Consider the following 18,172-nt stretch of genomic DNA (forward strand, 5'->3'; position numbering starts at 1 on the left):
CCATGACCAACATTACCCACCTGACCACCTGGCTTGACCGGGCAGCCAAAGAAGCCGCCAACAAAACTGCGGTCATCGACACCGACCGAGAGATCAGCTGGTTTATGCTGCGCTTGCAGGCCCGACAATTGGCGGACCACCTGCATGAAAACGGGGTAGAAAAAGGCGACCGGGTGATCGTCTGTATGCCGAATTCTCTGACGTTCATACTCTATTTCTGGGCGTTGCAGTATCTGGGGGCGATCTTTATTCCACTGAATCCGGATACCAAAGCCAGCAAGCTGAGCTGGCTGGTAGACAATGCCGGTTGTCGGCTGCTGATTGCCGATCAGGTCCTGAAAGAGGAAATCGACATCGCTCAGGCTAGTGAGCACTGGCAACACTACAATCGCCACACCCGCGTCTGCTTCAGCAACGATGTGGCGGCGATGCTGGCAGAAGAACCGTACCGCATCTCCGTTGAACACGACCGGCAGATGGCGGGTATCGACCTCGATCTGGCCTGCATCATCTACACATCCGGCTCTACCGGCCATCCCAAGGGGGTGATGCTTAGCCGACGCAACATGATTACCGCCGCCGATTCGGTGGCCAGTTACCTGCAACTGCGCGGTGACGACCGCATCATGTCGATGATCCCGATGAGTTTCGATTACGGCTTGTATCAGGTGATCATGTCGGCGCTGGCGCAGTGTACGCTTATTGTGGAGGCGGATTTCCGGCGTCCGCTACTGTCGTTGCAGCGTATGGTCACCCTGCGCGCCACCGTATTGCCGATCGTGCCGACCATGCTGCGACTGATTGCGCCGCTGGCGTCCCGTTATAACTTCAACACCATCCGCACCGTGACCAACACCGCCGCGGCGCTGCATATTGGTGATATCGATCAGTTGCACACCATCTTTCCGCAGGCGCGCGTCTACTCGATGTACGGGCTGACCGAATGCCATCGCTGCACCTACCTGCCGCCAGAATACCTCGCCACCCATCCGCAGAGCGTCGGTATCGCGATTCCCAATACCGAACTCTGGGTGGTGGACGACAATGGCCAGCGCCATACCCGTAACGCCACCGGCGAACTGGTGATCCGCGGTGCGACCGTGATGTGCGGCTACTGGCGTAACGAAGAAAAAAGCGCCGAAAAACTGCGCCCTGGCCTGCTGCCAGGCGAGCGGGTGCTGTATACCGGCGATATCTGTCGGCTGGATGAACAGGGGTTGCTCTACTTTGTCGCCCGTCAGGACGAGATGCTGAAAAGCTGTGGCGAAAAAGTCTCGCCAAAAGAGGTAGAAACGGTACTCAATCGCCATCCACAGGTGGTACAGGCGGTGGTGCTCGGCGTGCCACACCCGATCTATGGCGACGAAATCATCGCCTGCGTGGTGACCCGTGGCGATCTCAACGAGAAGGCGCTATTACGCTGGAGCAAAACCCAGATGGAGTCACACATGGTGCCACGCCGCTTCCGGCTGATGTCACAACTGCCACTGAACCAGAACGGTAAAATCAACCGCTCATTGTTGCAGGAACAACTGGCAGCGGACGCAACGGCTCAGGGTTGTCCACAACCCGGTCTGATGGAGTAACACCGATGTCATTCAATACAGATTACGCACCCCAAACCGGCTACCGCCCGGATTTTTACTACCAGAAGATCGTCACGGCGATTGGTATGGTGCTGGAAACCGACGATCTGTCGGAACTGCATCCACACACCGATCTGGAGCGGGATTTAGGGTTCGAAAGCGGCATCTTCATCGAACTGATGATGTATCTGGAAGAGATGATCGAAGGTTTGTCTATCGACCCGGTAACGCTGGACAGCCAGCAGATCAGTACCATTGACTCGCTCGGCCGCTTCATTCACTCACAGCTGGAGCACCACATCCCTTGTGCATGATCGCGTCGTGGCAATACCTGACCACCGTGTTCGCCCGCTTTAACGGCGTGCGCACCGCTGCCTGCCATCACACCGAAGGCGACCTGAGCTACCACCAGCTTTATCAGAGTGCGCTGGCGCTGGCGGCACAGTTGCAGGCTCAGCATGAAGCCAGTGGGCATCGTCAGCGTTCCCCCGTGTTGATCTACGGCCACAAGCACGCATCCTGCCTGATCGCCTGGTGGGCCTGCCTGCTGACCGGTCATCCGGCCGTACCGGTTGAAACTGACAATACCGTCGAGCGCCTGCGCTTTATCGCCGACAGTATTCAGGCCAGCCAGCTGCTTAACACCACCGGTCAGGCGGCACCTGATATCGGTATTCCCACGCTGGCGGTTTCAACGGCATTATGCGATGCGCCCGCCACTCCGTTGGACGAGCACTGCCGCCGGATGGGGCAGGCGTTCGGCCGCGACGCAATCGGGGGCGTGGCCTACATTATGTTTTCCTCCGGCACCACCGGTGCTCCTAAAGGCATCCGGGTGAGCTACACCAATCTGGCGCATTTTGTTCGTTGGGCGGCAGACGCATTTCCCGCCCCCGGCCCGATCAGCGGCAACATTCGCTACTGCTTCGACGTTTCCCAATATGAGTTGTGGCTGGCATGGCATTATCTTCAGCCGCTTTCGGTGCTGGACTACCGCGATTTCATTAATACCCGCAAAATGATCGCCCGTCATGCCGACGCCGGGGTACAAACCTGGGTCAGCACGCCATCACTGACCCGTAATTATCTGAGAGATCGGGAATTTCGGCAGGACAACCTGCCGCAGCTGAATACCTTTATCTTTTGCGGTGAAGTGCTGACAAAAGAGCTCGTCAGCGCACTGTGGCAGGCATTTCCCGGCTGTCGCATCGTTAATACCTACGGCCCGACGGAGTGCACCGTCGCGGTCACCGCCTGCGATATTACGCCTGACATGCTGGATGACGACGCACCGCTGCCGCTCGGCTATGTACGCCCCGGCGTCGCGCTGCACATCAACGCCCCGGAGAACAGCGAACGCGGAGAAATCATCATCACCGGCCCGGCGGTCAGCGAAGGCTACCTGAACGCGCCCCCGGTCCAGCAGGCACGTTTCGTCGTCGAGCCAGACGGTACTCGCCGTTACCGCACAGGTGACATCGGTTCGCTGCGAAATAACCTGCTCTATTTTCATGGGCGGGAAGACAGCGAACTCAAAATTCAGGGCTACCGTATCATCCTCAGCGACATCGAAAACGCGCTGCGGGAACACCCGCAGGTACAGGACGCGATCGTCACTCCCTGGCTGTTACACGGCACCCCTCAGGGACTACAGGCGTTTATCCTGTCCAGCCAGAGGGATATTCTCCCGGCGCTGGCGGCTTATCTGCGCCGCTATTTCCCACTCTATATGGTGCCCAAATTCTGGTATCCGGTGGACGATGCTTCGCTCAACCACAACAGCAAGCTGGATCGCCATCACATCACCCGGCAGGCGCTCGACAAAGGCAAACGTTATGTTTTCGTCAGTTCTTAATCCGATTCAGACACAGATGCGGGAAAACCCGCAGCATCTTGCTCTCGTCAACGACAGCGGCAGCTATACCTTTGCGCAACTGGGAGGCCGGGTGGAAGGCATTCGTCAGGTGCTACGCCAACACACGCCGCGTTGTGTAATGATTTACGGCCACAAACAGGTAGACGCCGCTGCCGCCATGCTAGCCTGCGCGTTTGAAGCCATTCCCTTCACTTTCGTCGATATCGCCAACCCGTCCGCCCGTATCGAGCGTATCGCGGCGATGGTGCAGGCCGAGTTGGTACTGTTGACGTGTGAACCACGTACCACATTTCCCGCATTGTCAGTACCGATTATCTCCACGACCAGTCTGGCAGACGGTAGCCCTCTACTCCCGGCAGTCATACCGACGCCAGAACAACTCTTTTATATCCTGACCACCTCCGGCAGCACCGGCGAGCCGAAGGGGGTGAAAATCAGTTATGGGAACTACGGCGCGCTCGCGCACTGGGCACTGCCGCTGCTGCACGAGTCAGGCTGCGGCGTACACGTTAATCACGCCTGCCTGTCGTTCGATCTGGGTATCATGGATGTTTTCCTGACACTGGCGGCAGGCAAAACGCTGGCGATGCTGGACCACATCAACAATATTCGTCCGCGCAAAAACCTGTCGTTACTGACACAGCCAACGCTTCGGATCGACAGTTGGTTTTCTACACCGGGCTTTCTTGACCTGATGTGCTCGGATGCCTGGTTCTGTCAGCAAACCCTGCCCGACCTGAGATATATCGCTATCGGCGGAGAAGCGCTGTTGCCCTCTCTGGTGCAGACGCTTCACCAACGTTTTCCACAGGCAACCCTGCTGCATTGCTATGGCCCGACCGAAGCGGCTTGTATGACGCACGCGGCCCGCATAACGCCGGACAATCTGCCTGCCGTGCCACCCCTGCCGCTCGGCCCAGCTTGCGGCGACAACAGCGTGATAATTGTGGATGAAGGCGGTGAACCACTGCCCGCTAGAACATCGGGCGAAATTGTACTTCTCGGGCCGCAAATCAGCCCCGGTTACCAGCCAGAACCAGACCCACGCAATCACTTGTTCAACTGGCGACAAGGACAACGTTGCTACCACACCGGCGATCTCGGCTACCTCGACGCGCAAGGTAACCTGTTTGTGAAAGGCCGCAACGACGGGCAGATCAAATGGCAGGGAAACCGGATAGAAATCGGCGAAATTGAAACCGTAACCAACCAGTTGGTTGGCGTACAGCAAGCCATTATCCTTGTCGAGAAGCAGGATAACCGGGTAACGGAGCTGGTGCTGTTCGTACATCTGTCACCCGACACCAACGAGCGACGCGACAGCCTGCGCCGCGAGCTGGCGCAGCGGCTACCCGCTTATATGGTGCCACGTATCATTCGGTTCACCGGCCCATTTCCGCTGACACTGCATGGCAAAACCGATCGCCAGGCGCTGATGCGGCAATTCGAAACCGACACAAAAAACGCACCGCATTATGCGTCGCCAAATTAGCGGTACGACCTGCAAGCAGGCATAAAAAAAAACCTCTGTCGCCGGTAGTCTGATACAAACGGTATTGACGGGGGAAAAGTCATGAAATTCAGCCATGTTGGATACATCGTCAGAAATAGTGATACCACTATTGCGGCAATGGCGACTTTTTTCCCGCATATCATCGTGCACCGCAAAAAAGTCAGCGCGCAGCAGATCTACGTCACCTTCATGAACACCGCTCACCACGATATGCAGATAGAACTGGTGGAGCCACTACCGGAAAATCGGCTGCTGAGTGGCATGTTGAACAAAGAAAACAAAGACTGCCTGCCCTACCATATCTGCTTTGAAGTGGATGATTTCGATAAAAAATATCAGCAGTTACGTGGCGATGGCTGGCTGGCGCTAACGCGCCCGTTTCATGCCTATCCACAGGGGCCGCTGGCCAGCCACTTGTATAAACCGGAGGCGGGCATCATGGAGATCATGTCCGGCAGCACCAGTCTGATCGCACAAGGAGAAACCGCGTGAATGATTACGACCCTTTCCTTGAGCCGCTGAAACGCCTGATTGAAGATACCTTGCCCGAAGGGCGCCATCTGGGTGGGCAAATAGATATCGCCCCAGAGAAAGCACGGCTTACTGCGCAATATTCGCTGGCACCGATGCTCAATACGCTAGGCGTACCGGCCGACTATCGGCCGACCTGCTGGCTGGAGGACGATGGTGTCGCCCTGCGAGCGCTGCCGTTGCCGCTACGGTGCGAAGCTTACGAATCCTTTGGTTACATTGACCCCAACGTGCTGTTTGCCGCACCGGGGCCCGGCATGGCGGCGCTGGTGGTAGAAAATATGGGCAGCCAGGAACAGCGGGATGCGTTCTTCTCCCAGTTCAGCCGCGAGCTGACCTGGAGCTGCTTTGCCATGACCGAGCCGGAAGTGGGCAGCGATGCACAACAAATCCAGACCAGCGCCGTTAAGGTAGACGGCGGCTGGCTGATCAACGGCGAGAAGTATCTGATCGGTAATGGTGTCATCGCCGATACCGGCGTGCTGTTTGCTCGCACCGCATCCGGCCCGCTCGGCATCAATGTGTTCACCTTTTCGCCACGCCATCAGAATGGCGTATTCGCCGAACGTATCCCGATCAACGGCGTACCGGGTTGTAACGTGTCACATCTGAGGTTTCAGGATCTGTTTGTACCGGACAGCGCGCTACTGGGGCAACATCTCAGACCGACCGAACGTTTTGCCCGTTCCGCGATGGTCACCTTCGACTCACTGCGCCCTTGCGTCGGCGCGATTGCGCTCGGCGTCGCCCGTTCCGCACTCGACCTCGCCCTGCAACAACGCTGGGCCACACCCCGCGCCGCCTGGTTGCTGAAAGCCCGCCGACAGTTGCAGGCGGCCATGTCGCAAGCCCGCATGGTCTGCACGCGTTTCGAGCAAGGGGAAACCTGTGGACGCGACGCCGGACTGGCGAAAATCACCGCCACCCGAGTGGCCGAACAGGTGGTCATGTCGGTCATTCATCATGCGCCACCCGCCGCGCTGGGCGAATATCCGCGTCTGGCAAAAGCCTGGCGTGACGTAAAAGCCTTTGAGTACACCGAAGGCACTACCTTTATCCACCTGATTAACCACGGTTATCGGGGGGCGTAGCATGGCATACCCAGCGCGGCTCCCCGTTAGCCGTTCAATAGTGCAGGAAACCGGCAGTCTGGCGGTGGAAACGCGGGCTACACCGTTAACAGCGGAACAACATGCTCTGCTGTCTCCCTGGTTTGTCCTCAACCACGCCGACCCCACGATGCCCTGGTTTCTGCATGAACCCGTCCACAGTGACGAGTTCGGCCTGCATGACACCAACGTTATTGCGCTCTGCCGCCATTTTTGCGCCAATCATGCCAACAGCGTCCTGCTCTACGAGTATTACGGCGCACCGCTCCAGTTCCGCACGCCGTTGTTGCAAAGCCTGCTCTATGCCGCGCCAGGTTTTCATCACAGTCTGGGGATCAAGGCGCAAGGGCGGATACAGGCCGAGCGTGATTTGGCCGGTACGTTGCTGGACCACGATGGTGCCGTGCTCTATCTGAGCGATCCGCTGCGTCGCATCAGCCCATGCGCCGATGCGGAACCGGTTGTCTACCGTTACTGTCGGCTGTACCCACGCTAGCCCGTCGCGCCGCACCATGACACCCGCCATATCATGACGCCGGATACAGGGTTCACCTTTTTTCACCCCGCTAACCGCCAGGAGTGCGCGTGTGCTAGGACACATTGAGGCGATAGAAGTCGCGTTTCCACCCGAAGTACAGTCACTGGACGAGATTGCACAGGAAGTCGGCCTGACCCGGCTTGATGTCCGTATGTTCGACCGTTTTTACGGGTTACGTCGTTTTCACGGCGGCCCCGGCACACTGGATGAACTGCTAACGCCGGTTGTCGACCAGATGCAGCACAACCAGCCGCAGGCTTTCGCCGCCATCAGCCATGTTGTGCACTGCCATACCGTCCCTTGTGTACGAGTGTTTGAAACCGTAAGCCAGACGCCATCCTGGCTGGCGCGTTTTTCACCCCAGACCGAGTTCGCCAGCCTGACCATGGGCCACTGCGCCACCCCGCTCACCGCGGCAGAATGGTTGCTGAAGCAACTGTCGCCCGACAGCTTCGGCCTGATACTGATCGGCGAAAAAGCCTTTCACCCCAAAGTCAGGCTGATCAAAGACACGACCTTGATGGGCGAAGCCGCCTGTGCCGTGTTGTTGAGCCGTCAGGGTAACGGCCCGACAATCCTCAGCCGTTATACCGGTCAGGATGGGCGCTTCAGTATTCAAAAAGGCACCGACGAGCACGAAGCCTCCGACTTTGGCCAGCATTATATTGATTTTACTTGCCAACACCTGCAGGCAGCACTGGACAAAGCGGGCATAACCATTGATTGTATTGACTGGATCGCCCCCCATAACGTCAATCTCTCATCGTGGCATCGTCTGGCGCAGTTAATGAATTTTCCACGGGAGAAAATCTTTCTGGAAAACGTCCCGCGCTATGGTCATTGCTTTGGTGCCGACCCGTTTATCAACCTGCGCCAATTGCAGCAACAACAACGGCTGCGTAAAGGCGATATCGTGCTGCTGGTCAGCGTGGGGCTGGGCGCAACCTACTCATCGTTACTGATCAAGATCTAACCAAAACGCAATATCGGGCAATACACCACGGTTATTCCCGATAAGGTACATAATTATCGTGCGAATGGTATTTTTTGCGACTCGACTAACAGGACAGAACATGAAGGCTCTTACGTTCAGTAATGTATTAAAAGAATTGGATGCACTGGGCGAAAAATTACGGCAGGCGGCCAGTCAGGTAGAATCCGATCGTAGCCTGGCGTTATCCTGTCTTGAGGATGAGTTGCTTTATACCATCGCCTACATTGGCATTCCGCCCGAGTTCATTCCGTTCCGAGGCTGGGACTATCAGGCTTGCCACTATAGCGATCACATCGACATGCTGGAGTACCTTAGCCGCTTTGATGCCAGTGGCCTGATGATGTTGCCCGGTGCGTCACTGTCGGCGCGAGCGGTCACGGTGTTGGGCACACCGGAGCAACAGGCATTTTTCTTCTCCCGTTTTAACCAGCCGCCCTGCTGGGCGTTTTTTGCCGTCACCGAGCCAGAAGTCGGCTCCGATACGCAATCGATCGCGTCCTCGCTGACGCCTGTCGATAGCGGCTACGTGCTGAATGCCCGCAAGAAATTTATCGGTGGGGGTCAACTGGCGTCCGTCGGGCTGGTTTTCGCCCGCGAAGGCAACCGCCAGCGACTGGTGATGGTGGAGCCGCAGCAGGCCAGCGCGCATATGACGATCACGCCGCTTGAGCAGTTCGGGCTACAAGGTTCTAACCTGACGGAGATCGAGATCAACGGGTTACCGATCACACCGGATCGCATTCTGGGCTATGACCGCAAAGGACTGAATCAGGGACTGGCTGCGCTGGGAGAAGTGTTTGAGCGCCATCGCCCGATGGTCAGCGCGATGGCACTCGGCACCGCCTACGGGCTGCTGCGCGTGCTGGACGACACCACGTTAGACGCAGAACAACAACGCTGGCGCACCCAGCAGTGGCGCACTTACCATCTGTTGCGACAGCAGCTGTCGGACATCGCCGCGCGCTACCAGTCCGGCCAACCACAATACTACACCACCAGTCAGTTGAAACGGCGCTGCACCCTGTTCGTGGAAACGGTGGCGCACCGTATGCCGCATCTGCTGGGCGAGCAGGCATGGTTGGAAGACGCACCGTTACGTCGCCGTTGTCGCGACGCGCTGGCATTCGAATACATGGAAGGCACCGCCAATATTCATCTGATGAACAGTTTCCGTTGCTACACGGCCAGGGGAGGCGTCTGTGCCCACGTATCTTGACCCTCGGTCGATACTGCACCGCCGCTTTGCGTCGCCCGCCAGTATGCCGCGGCAGGCGATCAGCCCGGCGCAGGAATATTACTGGCACAGCTACGCCACCCGGTTCTTCGACAGCAATGGTCTTGACTGGCATGAGCGGATGGCCAACCTGCAATGCAGCAGCCGGACCAGCGACCTGACATCGTTCATCAGCATGATCGGTCAGTTGCTGCCCGTTTATCGGGCCAGAAACGATCTGTCGCATATCGACAGCGTGCTGATGGCACACTGGACACCGGATTTACATCTGGGCAGTTCAGTGATCAATTATGTGATCGAATCGCTCAGGCTACCGGCCTGTCTGGCACTGACCATCAGTGATCGCGGGCCGGATGCGGCACTATTCGCGCTCTCCAGCATCGCCAACTGTCAGCAGGACGACGACCATGACTCGCTGTTGTTGATCGCCGACCAGAGCAGCCTGCCGTATCACTCTACTCTGCTTGAATCACTCGCGCCGGAAAACAACGCCTGCCTGTTTTCCGTCAGTTGCCATGAGCAGCCGCTGCGCTATCAGGGTTTCTGTCGCCATCCTCAGCCCGCGGCCGACGCCACCCTGGCGCAAACCGTCGCCCAGTTATGCCAACGCTTTGCGCTGCGGCAAGACCGCTTATGCGTGGTGGCGGAACCACTGCTGCTGGCGGCACTGCCACCGACACTGACCGGTATCGCCACCAATCCACACCTGGTGTGCGCCGCGCCGTTTGTGGCGCTGGCGGAACATTACCAGCCTGGCTGCGACTACCTACTGCTGGTTCATTATCAGGACAAGCTCAGCGCCGTCGCATTGCAGGGGGTGGAATCATGCCGGGAGTAGCGTCATAGTGCGCCTGACCCGCTTTGTAACCTGGGTGCCGGAGCAGAGACTAAACGCCAGTGAGATTATTCGCGCCGCAGGTGCCAGTGCATCAGAAGCGCGGGTTTTTTCGCAACTGTTTGGCTTTCAACAGGTGGCGGCACTGGATAGCGATGTGCCGCTGGCCTCGGTGTTCCAGCGGCTGCTCAGCGAACTACAGCGTCAGTCGCCGCACCCCGAGCATCCGGCTGACGTGCTGATCTACGCCCACGGTATGCCGGTGCAGGCGGCGGAGCGGCACCCCTGGCTGGCTCAACTTGGTCGTGAACATCCGTTCATTCGCGATAACGCCCCCTGCTACGAACTCGACCAGCAAAACTGCGCCACGCTATTCTGGGCGCTGTCGCTAGCTCAACGGCTGCTGTTGCAATCGCGGGTGAAGCGGGTGGTTATCATTGCCGGTGATACCTTTGCAGCTTACCCGGTACAAGAACGTTATGTGCCGGGGTGTTCGCTTGCTGGTGATGCCTTCGCGGCACTGTTGCTGGAAGCGGAGCCTGGAGGGTTGCAACTGGAGTCGGTCTTCATGGCACAACGCGCCGAGTTCCACGAGGGATTATTTGGCAGCATCGAGGCGCTGAAAGCGTTCTATCTGGCCCATGACGATATGGTTAACACAGCCCTGCAAGGCGCGCTTCCCAGACAAAGCAGCACAGAGCGACGCCAATTGTACCTGTTGCCACACAACGTCAATCGGTTAAGTTGGCTCAATTATTCCCGTCGTCATCAACATCCACTGGAAAACATTGCACTGGGTCTGATGCCGGATATCGGCCACTGCTACACCGTCGACCCACTGCTGTTGCTACCCGCTGCGTTACCGGCCATTCAGTCCGGCAAGCCCCACGTCATGCTGTCCGTCGGCCTCGGGGCCTGGATCGGCAGTTGTCGAATCCGATACGCTGACGCGCCGTTCTGACCCGCCACAGCCTTGCCGCACTATTTAGCCGCATTTATCAGAATAGTTCTCAATTTCAGACAAAAATGGATAATTCCGCTATGCATAATAGTCATCAGGGAAAGCTTTCGCTGGCGTGCTGGCGATAAGAGACAGGGATGTAACTGAACCGCCCCGCCTGAACAACGGATGAATGATCAGACGGGTATCGGCCAGACAAGGATAAGCTGGCCGCGGGTTCCCTCCTGATACAGGACGTCAGGCTGACATAGCAGGGATAGCAACGGAAAAGGGAGAGAGGAATGAAGGCGTTACTTTATTCCACGCTGGCGCTGCTGCCATTGATGGCGGCCTGTTCTCCGGCGGATCAGCAAAACCTGGATGTGCCCTCCTTTACGACATTGGATGTCAGCCGTGGCCTGAGCGTCACTTTGGTTTGCGGTAATGGATACCGCGTGGAGGCCAGCGCCAGACAGGATGTTCTGGAGAAGCTGGTCATCCGCCCTCAGGGGCAGAGTCTGGTCATCGAAAACCATTCCAGCGATGACAATATCCTGCGTGATCACAGCGCGGCGATCACTGTCGTTGTCAGTGCGCCGATTAATGCGGTCAAGGCACAGTCAGGCGTCAAAATGACCGTTCCCGCCTGCGCGGTTTCGCCCGATACATTCAGCGTCGACGGCAGTATGGGCACGGAGATCAATGTCGCGGGCAATACACGTCAGCTCGACCTATCACTGGCGATGGGTTCCTCCTTCAATACCCATGAAGCGATTTTTTCAGCGCGAGAAGCTGTTGTGAATATCGCCATGGGTGTAGACGCACGGTTATGCCACGTGCAGCAACTGAGTGGAACCGTCACCACCGGTGCCAGAGTCCGGGTCGCACCGGATACGCTGGTTCATACCAACAACGGCTTAGCCAGCCTGATAGACCATCACGGCTGCTGAGGCGGTGTGCTGTTTCCCGGCGCGTCGTCTTGCAGTATCAGCACACGCCACGCCTCCGGCACCACCGATTTTGCGGGGAACAGGCAGTAGCTGAGCGCAACCGGCGGCGCTCCCATAATCCACGCCTCATCCAGCCAGCTATCGCTACTCTGCCCATCATCCACCACCTGTAGCCTTCCCTGACCGTCGGCCAGACAACTAAACGACGCCAGCGATTTACGCAGCCCCAGACCCAACGCCTTGATATAGGCTTCTTTGCGGCTCCACAAACAGGTGAACGCAGGCAGGAATTGCGTGTCATCAAACGCATCCAGCCAGCGGACTTCATCAGGGTGAAAAAAACGTCTGGCTATCGACCGCTTACGACTCGCCTGACCCTGGCAGCTTTCCACATCCACGCCCACTGGGCTGTGGCGCGCAAAAGCAAAGGCAAAGGCACTATGGGTATGCGACAGGTTGAACTGAATGGTTGGGTGCTGTGGTAAAAACGGTTTGCCATGCGGGGTACGCTCAAAGCGTAACGCTGTCGCCTCCTGCTGACACAGCGGGGCGAGCAGATGACGCAACACGCCCTCCGCCAACTGGCGAGGTGGCAATACCGCATCCGGCGACACACCACAGGCCTGACGGGCCTGGGTGACAATTACCGGGCTTGCCAGCTGCGCACGCGGCACCACAATACAGTGGGGATACGGCCATGTTCTCGCCGTCAGGTCATCCCAGTGGCAGGAAGATATTGACGACACAGCCTTCTGCATCCTTACGGTTCTCCAGCGTCAGGTGCCCGTCATGACCTTCGACAATCTGCCGACACAAAATCAGCCCGATGCCGCTGCCATGCGTTTTGGTGGTATAAAACGGCACGAACAGGTTTTCGATATTCGCCACCCCTTTGCCTTGATCGATAATCTCGATATGCAGTTGCCGGGCAATCACTTTCCAGCGCAGCACGATCTCACCCTCACCGGGCTCCATCGCTTCATCCGCGTTTTTCAGTAAGTTGATAAACATCTGCTGCATTTGATTAGCATCGACCATTACCTGCTGCGGCGCATCCCCGGAAAAGACCAGTTTGCGTTGTGGAAACAGCATCGCCATTTGCATCATCAGCCCGGCGATATCACATCGCTGCTTATTGGCCGATGGCAGGCGGTTCAACTGGCGATAACTGCCGACAAAGGTAATCAGTTCGCGGGCGCGATTATTGATAATCTCCATACCGTTGACCAAATCCGGTGCCGCCTGATGCTGGTTATCCTTACGAAACACCTGCAACAGCGTCTGGCTGATGGAAGCAATTGGTGTCAACGAGTTATTGATTTCATGGCTGATCACCCGTAGCAGGTTCTGCCAGGTTTTTTGTTCCTCGTTACGCAGCAGCTTGCTCACGTCGCTGATGAATAACAGATGGTTTTGCCGACCGTCTTCGATAAAGGAATCGTGACGAATCTGGAACATGCCCCGTGTGCCGGGAAAACGCCAGTCGACCGGCTCAGCATTGGACGGTTGTTGCAGCAGCCCTTCCAGTCCAAACTCCGCTGCCGGTTGTCCCACCAGCAGTGATAGCGGTTTGTTGACCAGCGCTGCCGCCGCGTCGTTGCACCAGATGATGCGTCGCTCCGCGTCCAGCGCGAACACGCTGATATTGATATTGGAGATCACCTTGTGCAGCACATAATAGGTTTCTTTTTGCTGCTGACGGCTGCGCGCCATCGTGCCGGAGAGCTGGTTAATCTGACGGATCAGGTTATCAAACGCGCCTTTATCCTTGGTCACACCGCGCAGGCTGAAGTTCTCCTGCTCCAGCGCTTCCAGCAGATTGGAGACAACGTGGATCTTGCCGTTCAGTCGCTCGGAGAAAGTAAAGCTGCTGTACACCAGGCACAGAAAAATGATGAATACCGTCAGTACCTTCAGGTACACCGACTGGTCGGGAAACAGCCATAGCAGGAAATAACCCAGCAAGCCGGCAATCGCTGCGACATTGAATGACAACAGGTGAGGCGGCTCAAAGGAGGAATCGAGTTTACTCATGGTTAATCTTGTATTTTTCCAGTCGTCGATAAAACGCACTACGGCTCAGCCCCAGCGAATGGGCAGCCTTGATGGCATTGCCTTCAAACTTCGCCATGCGCTGACAAAGCAGGCGTTCTTCAATATCGGCCAGCGTCGCCTCAGACGCCACCCACTCCGGCTCGGCTTTCGCCGCTTTTTGCGGCGCGCCAGGCAGTGACGGAAAAATATCGTCACTGTTCAACCGGGACGCCCCGCACAGCAACACCGCCCGCTCCAGCAAATGACTCAGTTCGCGGATGTTACCCGGCCAATGGTATCCCGATAACGCCGCCTGTCCGGACTGGCTGAGTCCCGGTGCCGATTTGTTGTATTTTCTGGCGTAACGGTCAATGAAGTTCAATGCCAGTGGCATGATATCCTGCTGTCGTTCTACCAGTGACGGTACGCGTAGCTCAATGGTGTTAAGACGGTAATAGAGATCCTGACGAAACGTTCCTTCCGCCACTCTGATACCCAGTTCAGCGTTGGTGGCGGCAATAATACGGCAATTGGTTTTCAGCGTACGGGACGAGCCAACCCGCTCAAAACAGCGTTCTTCCAGAATACGCAACAATTTACTCTGCTGGGTCATCGGCAAATTGCCGATTTCATCCAGAAACAGCGTCCCTTTGTCCGCCAACTCAAAGCGCCCGACGCGGCTTTCCCGTGCGTCGGTAAACGCACCTTTCACATGGCCGAACATCTCGCTTTCAAACAGGTTTTCGTTAATGCACCCCATGTTTACCGACACCATGTTCTCGTCACGGCGCGGAGAAAGCTGGTGAATCACCCGAGCCAGCAGGCTTTTACCGGTGCCATTTTCACCCAAGATCAGAATATTGGTTTCGGTTGCGGCTACCTGCTCCACGATCCGCATCAATTGCTTCATTGGCGCGGATTCCACCACCCACTCGCCATTAAAATTGTCTTCCAGTTCCAGCTTTAGCAGTTTGTTTTCTTCTTTCAATCGCTTGCCGGAACGCTGGCTGAGGCTAAAGGAAATCTGCTGGCGAATCACATTCAGCAACCGTTCGTTGTCCCAGGGTTTCTGAATAAAATCTACCGCGCCCGCCCGCATGGCGCTCACCGCGATATCGACACTCCCCCAGCCGGTCATCGCCACCACCGGCAGGTATTCGTCGTAACGCTTTATCTCTTCCAACAACACCAGCCCTTCCTGCCCGGACGTGGTATCCCGTTGATAGTTCATATCCATCAGGATCAAATCAAAGTCATGCTGGGACAACTGAACGGGCACTTGCTCAACGGCAGAAGCGAGTGTGACCTGATAGCCCTCCATAGACAGTAACATCTGCAGGCTGGCTAGAATATGTGCGTCATCATCAACAATCAGGATATGTTGCTTATCCGCCATATGGGTCCTTATCACGCGGGTTCATACTGGGTTTTATACTGATGGGCCGCTCGGCAGGGAACACGTCCCCCTTACAGCATAATCGATTCGTGGTAACTATTAACGGCTCAGTTACCGGAAACTGGAGCGTCAGAGGATATCCTGCCACGAGCGCCAACATGGACGCCACAGGCAGAATACCGTCACGCCGGATTATTCGTAACGTATCGCATCGCCCGGCTTCATCATGATGACACGCCGGGATGGAATCCAGGTTGCGAGCGCGACGATGATAACGATAAACAAGGCCACCCCGCCAAACAACGGTATGAAGCCACCGCCACCGTCACCATATACCCTGTTAATTTTGGGCGCAGCGAAAATCGCCAATGGCAACCCGAGGACCAAACCAGCAAACAACTGCCGAAGTCCAGAGAACATGAGCATACTCAACAATCGGGTAGGTGTTGCGCCCAGCGCCTGTCGAATACCAATTTCCTGGGTACGCTGGTTAATCGCGTGCTGTGTCACACCATAAATACCGCTAGCCGCCAGCACCATGGCAGCGGCACCAAACAGTAGAAACAAATTGGTGACAAACTGCACGCCAACCGTATTACGAGCCAGTTGATCGCTCAACGTCTGTGGTTGGGTACTTTCTATTACCGGCCCTAACTCATTGAGCATATTAAACAGCGGTTTTGAAAACCGCTGCGGCTGAGGTGCCTTAAGCATGATAGTCAACGATGGATTGACTTGCCGGAGCTGCATTAAGGAACGATACACCGTTGGACGCGTTTTGAACTCGCTGAACGGCCGCCCATGAATGATATGTGAAACAACGCCCACCACGGTAAACCAACGGTAGTCATTGCCGTCCCGAAAGCGTAGCCGCTTGCCAACCACCGTTTTTTCATGCGGCCAGTACTTCTTGATAAACGAATCGCTCACCACAGCAACTGGCAACGTGGTATCGATATCGCTGTCAGCGAACTCCCGCCCATTCAATAACTTCACCCCCATCGCCGTCAGACTGCCAGGCATTACTCGCACGTCGTTCACCAGCGAATAGGACAAGGCGTCTTGCCCATCGTGTTCCATATTTTCCGTCACCACTTGATGAGGAAAGGTGAATTGGCCCGGCGCGCTGGAGGTAAGGCCGCTGGCTTGCACACCGGGGATAGTATTCACCTGCTCAAGCAGTTTGAGATAAAATTTTCGGCGGCTACCGTCATCGGGGTAACTATCCTGGTCGACATTGATTTTCGCCACCAGAAAATGATCGATAGGTACGCCGTAGTCAGCCTTAGTGGCGCGCATCACCAGAAATAATAGCAAGACACTGATACACAAGATTGAACAGGACAGCGCTACTTCGATGATTACCAGCGTCCGGCTGAAGCGACCGGTTTTACGCCCCTGATCGCTGTTAACACCGTCACGCAAAGCGTAAGCAAACTTACCGTTAGCGATTTTCCACGCTGGTAATGCACTGGTGACAAACGATGTGGCGAGAATCAGGATGACAGCATCCAAAATCACGCTGCCGTCCAGTGACAGGTGCCACCAAACCGGCACCTTGTTGGGTACAAATTTAGGGAAGATATAGTTGGTAATATCCAACCCCCACGATGCGAGCAGCACACCGATGACGCCTGCGGTAGTGCTGATGATCAAACTTTCCCACAACATCTGCATCACCAACCTTGATGTCGGTGAACCCAGCGCCATGCGAATGGCTATTTCCCGAGTACGCTGATTGGAGCGCGCCAACAGCAGGTTGCCTACATTAAAACAGGCAAGTAGCAGGATAAACCCCACTGCGGACAGCATGACAAAGAAGGTCTGCGCGGTTTCTTCTCCGGTAAAATTCTCCTGAAAGGACAACACATTCGCCGAAATACCTTTATTAACCTTAGGATACTGACGCGCTACTTCCTGCATCAGACCATCGAGCTCGCGGCTAGCAGCAGCAGTCTTCCCTCCTTTCAGTAACCGTCCGAACACAAACACTTCCGGTGCCAGTTCCCGGTTAGGAAAGAGTTTGGGGTCAAGACGCGAGGGGAGCCACAGATCATGATAGAAAGGGAAGGCAAATCCCTTCGGCATCACGCCGACCACTCGGGTGGTGGTGCCGTTTACCTTGACGGTTTGATTAAGAATATCACCGCGACCATTAAAATAACTTTGCCACAACAGATAGCTGATTACCGCTACCGGTTCAGCACCAGGCTGCATATCCTGCTGATTGAACGCTCGACCGAGAAAAGGAGAAACACCGGTATAACTAAACATATCCGGCGTGTTGTACACCGCGATATACCGAACCGATTTCTCGTCATCTTTCAGGTCAGCGTATTCTGCATAAAAATAGCTGATATCTGTCAGTTTCGTCGCTTTTTGCCGGATGAGTTCATAGTCCAGAAAGTTCAACCCTGAATCATTCAGGCCTTCGCCGTCCACATTCGGCGTCACCATCACCATACCTTCCCCCTTCGGATACGGCAGGGTTTTGTACATGATGGTATTGATAACGGAATACATATACAGCGCCAGCCCCAGTCCGCAGGCCATCACAGTAATGGTCAGCACACTGAATCCAGGGCTTTTGAGCAGCAAGCGCAGAGCGTAACGGATATCGAACCATACATTCATTG

General features: G+C 56.2%; 16 protein-coding genes. 12 read left to right on the plus strand and 4 right to left on the minus strand.

Going from position 1 to position 18,172, the window contains the following annotated elements; all coding sequences use genetic code 11:
* The first annotated feature begins 2 nt into the window (after positions 1-2).
* From OB87_RS03625 to OB87_RS03680, 12 genes are all read left to right on the plus strand, one after another.
* On the plus strand, positions 3-1,586 hold the full coding sequence (locus tag OB87_RS03625; RefSeq protein WP_033568074.1) for a class I adenylate-forming enzyme family protein: 1,584 nt from the start codon (positions 3-5) through the stop codon (positions 1,584-1,586).
* Between the two features lie 5 nt (positions 1,587-1,591).
* A complete protein-coding gene (locus OB87_RS03630; protein WP_033568075.1) occupies positions 1,592-1,900 on the plus strand; it encodes an acyl carrier protein in 309 nt (102 codons plus the stop codon).
* Positions 1,897-3,441 carry an AMP-binding protein gene (locus OB87_RS03635; protein ID WP_033568076.1) on the plus strand — a complete coding sequence of 515 codons (1,545 nt, stop codon included), beginning with the start codon at positions 1,897-1,899 and terminating at the stop codon, positions 3,439-3,441. The genes OB87_RS03630 and OB87_RS03635 overlap by 4 nt, the downstream gene beginning before the upstream one ends.
* The gene (locus OB87_RS03640) at positions 3,422-4,954 is read left to right on the plus strand and encodes an AMP-binding protein (RefSeq protein WP_050515624.1); all 1,533 of its coding nucleotides are present in this window, start codon (positions 3,422-3,424) and stop codon (positions 4,952-4,954) included. The genes OB87_RS03635 and OB87_RS03640 overlap by 20 nt, the downstream gene beginning before the upstream one ends.
* Positions 4,955-5,035: 81 nt before the next feature.
* Positions 5,036-5,467, plus strand: a complete 432-nt coding sequence (locus tag OB87_RS03645; protein ID WP_033568077.1) for a VOC family protein — start codon at positions 5,036-5,038, stop codon at positions 5,465-5,467.
* A complete protein-coding gene (locus OB87_RS03650) occupies positions 5,464-6,597 on the plus strand; it encodes an acyl-CoA dehydrogenase family protein (RefSeq protein ID WP_033568078.1) in 1,134 nt (377 codons plus the stop codon). Before OB87_RS03645 ends, OB87_RS03650 begins: the two co-directional genes overlap by 4 nt.
* A 1-nt stretch (position 6,598) precedes the next feature.
* Entirely contained in the window at positions 6,599-7,111 is a 513-nt protein-coding gene (locus OB87_RS03655) for a hypothetical protein (protein ID WP_033568079.1), read from the plus strand.
* Between the two features lie 91 nt (positions 7,112-7,202).
* On the plus strand, positions 7,203-8,126 hold the full coding sequence (locus OB87_RS03660) for a 3-oxoacyl-[acyl-carrier-protein] synthase III C-terminal domain-containing protein (RefSeq protein WP_033568080.1): 924 nt from the start codon (positions 7,203-7,205) through the stop codon (positions 8,124-8,126).
* Positions 8,127-8,226: 100 nt separating this feature from the next.
* Positions 8,227-9,363, plus strand: coding sequence for an acyl-CoA dehydrogenase family protein (locus OB87_RS03665; protein ID WP_033568081.1), 1,137 nt, complete (start codon positions 8,227-8,229; stop codon positions 9,361-9,363).
* Positions 9,347-10,219 (plus strand): hypothetical protein, encoded by an 873-nt coding sequence (locus OB87_RS03670; protein WP_033568082.1) that lies wholly within the window; start codon positions 9,347-9,349, stop codon positions 10,217-10,219. Before OB87_RS03665 ends, OB87_RS03670 begins: the two co-directional genes overlap by 17 nt.
* A gap of 7 nt (positions 10,220-10,226) precedes the next feature.
* Positions 10,227-11,177, plus strand: coding sequence for a beta-ketoacyl-[acyl-carrier-protein] synthase family protein (locus OB87_RS03675; RefSeq protein ID WP_033568083.1), 951 nt, complete (start codon positions 10,227-10,229; stop codon positions 11,175-11,177).
* A gap of 281 nt (positions 11,178-11,458) precedes the next feature.
* Positions 11,459-12,106: a GIN domain-containing protein gene (locus OB87_RS03680; RefSeq protein WP_033568084.1), complete on the plus strand. Its 648-nt coding sequence runs from the start codon at positions 11,459-11,461 to the stop codon at positions 12,104-12,106.
* Here the strand turns inward: OB87_RS03680 and OB87_RS03685 are convergent.
* The 4 genes from OB87_RS03685 to OB87_RS03700 form a co-directional block, all read right to left on the minus strand.
* Positions 12,094-12,852, minus strand: coding sequence for a 4'-phosphopantetheinyl transferase family protein (locus OB87_RS03685; RefSeq protein WP_235425230.1), 759 nt, complete (start codon positions 12,850-12,852; stop codon positions 12,094-12,096). The two genes, OB87_RS03680 and OB87_RS03685, sit on opposite strands and share 13 nt — an antisense overlap.
* On the minus strand, positions 12,821-14,140 hold the full coding sequence (gene vfmI, locus OB87_RS03690; RefSeq protein WP_033568086.1) for a two-component system sensor histidine kinase VfmI: 1,320 nt from the start codon (positions 14,138-14,140) through the stop codon (positions 12,821-12,823). Before vfmI ends, OB87_RS03685 begins: the two co-directional genes overlap by 32 nt.
* Positions 14,133-15,536: a two-component system response regulator VfmH gene (vfmH, locus tag OB87_RS03695; protein ID WP_033568087.1), complete on the minus strand. Its 1,404-nt coding sequence runs from the start codon at positions 15,534-15,536 to the stop codon at positions 14,133-14,135. The genes vfmI and vfmH overlap by 8 nt, the downstream gene beginning before the upstream one ends.
* Positions 15,537-15,728: 192 nt before the next feature.
* Positions 15,729-18,170: an ADOP family duplicated permease gene (locus OB87_RS03700; protein WP_033568088.1), complete on the minus strand. Its 2,442-nt coding sequence runs from the start codon at positions 18,168-18,170 to the stop codon at positions 15,729-15,731.
* Positions 18,171-18,172: the final 2 nt, after the last annotated feature.

The organism is Dickeya undicola (genome assembly GCF_000784735.1).
Classification (GTDB): Bacteria; Pseudomonadota; Gammaproteobacteria; order Enterobacterales; family Enterobacteriaceae; genus Dickeya; species Dickeya undicola.

Bases quoted from the DNA above. Each gene is read 5' to 3' on its own strand.
- OB87_RS03625 (WP_033568074.1), top strand. From the start codon at position 3: ATGACCAACATTACCCACCTGACCACCTGGCTTGACCGGGCAGCCAAA.
- OB87_RS03630 (WP_033568075.1), top strand. From the start codon at position 1,592: ATGTCATTCAATACAGATTACGCACCCCAAACCGGCTACCGCCCGGAT.
- OB87_RS03635 (WP_033568076.1), top strand. From the start codon at position 1,897: ATGATCGCGTCGTGGCAATACCTGACCACCGTGTTCGCCCGCTTTAAC.
- OB87_RS03640 (WP_050515624.1), top strand. From the start codon at position 3,422: ATGTTTTCGTCAGTTCTTAATCCGATTCAGACACAGATGCGGGAAAAC.
- OB87_RS03645 (WP_033568077.1), top strand. From the start codon at position 5,036: ATGAAATTCAGCCATGTTGGATACATCGTCAGAAATAGTGATACCACT.
- OB87_RS03655 (WP_033568079.1), top strand. From the start codon at position 6,599: ATGGCATACCCAGCGCGGCTCCCCGTTAGCCGTTCAATAGTGCAGGAA.
- OB87_RS03665 (WP_033568081.1), top strand. From the start codon at position 8,227: ATGAAGGCTCTTACGTTCAGTAATGTATTAAAAGAATTGGATGCACTG.
- OB87_RS03680 (WP_033568084.1), top strand. From the start codon at position 11,459: ATGAAGGCGTTACTTTATTCCACGCTGGCGCTGCTGCCATTGATGGCG.
- vfmI (WP_033568086.1), bottom strand. From the start codon at position 14,140: ATGAGTAAACTCGATTCCTCCTTTGAGCCGCCTCACCTGTTGTCATTC.
- vfmH (WP_033568087.1), bottom strand. From the start codon at position 15,536: ATGGCGGATAAGCAACATATCCTGATTGTTGATGATGACGCACATATT.
- OB87_RS03700 (WP_033568088.1), bottom strand. From the start codon at position 18,170: ATGAATGTATGGTTCGATATCCGTTACGCTCTGCGCTTGCTGCTCAAA.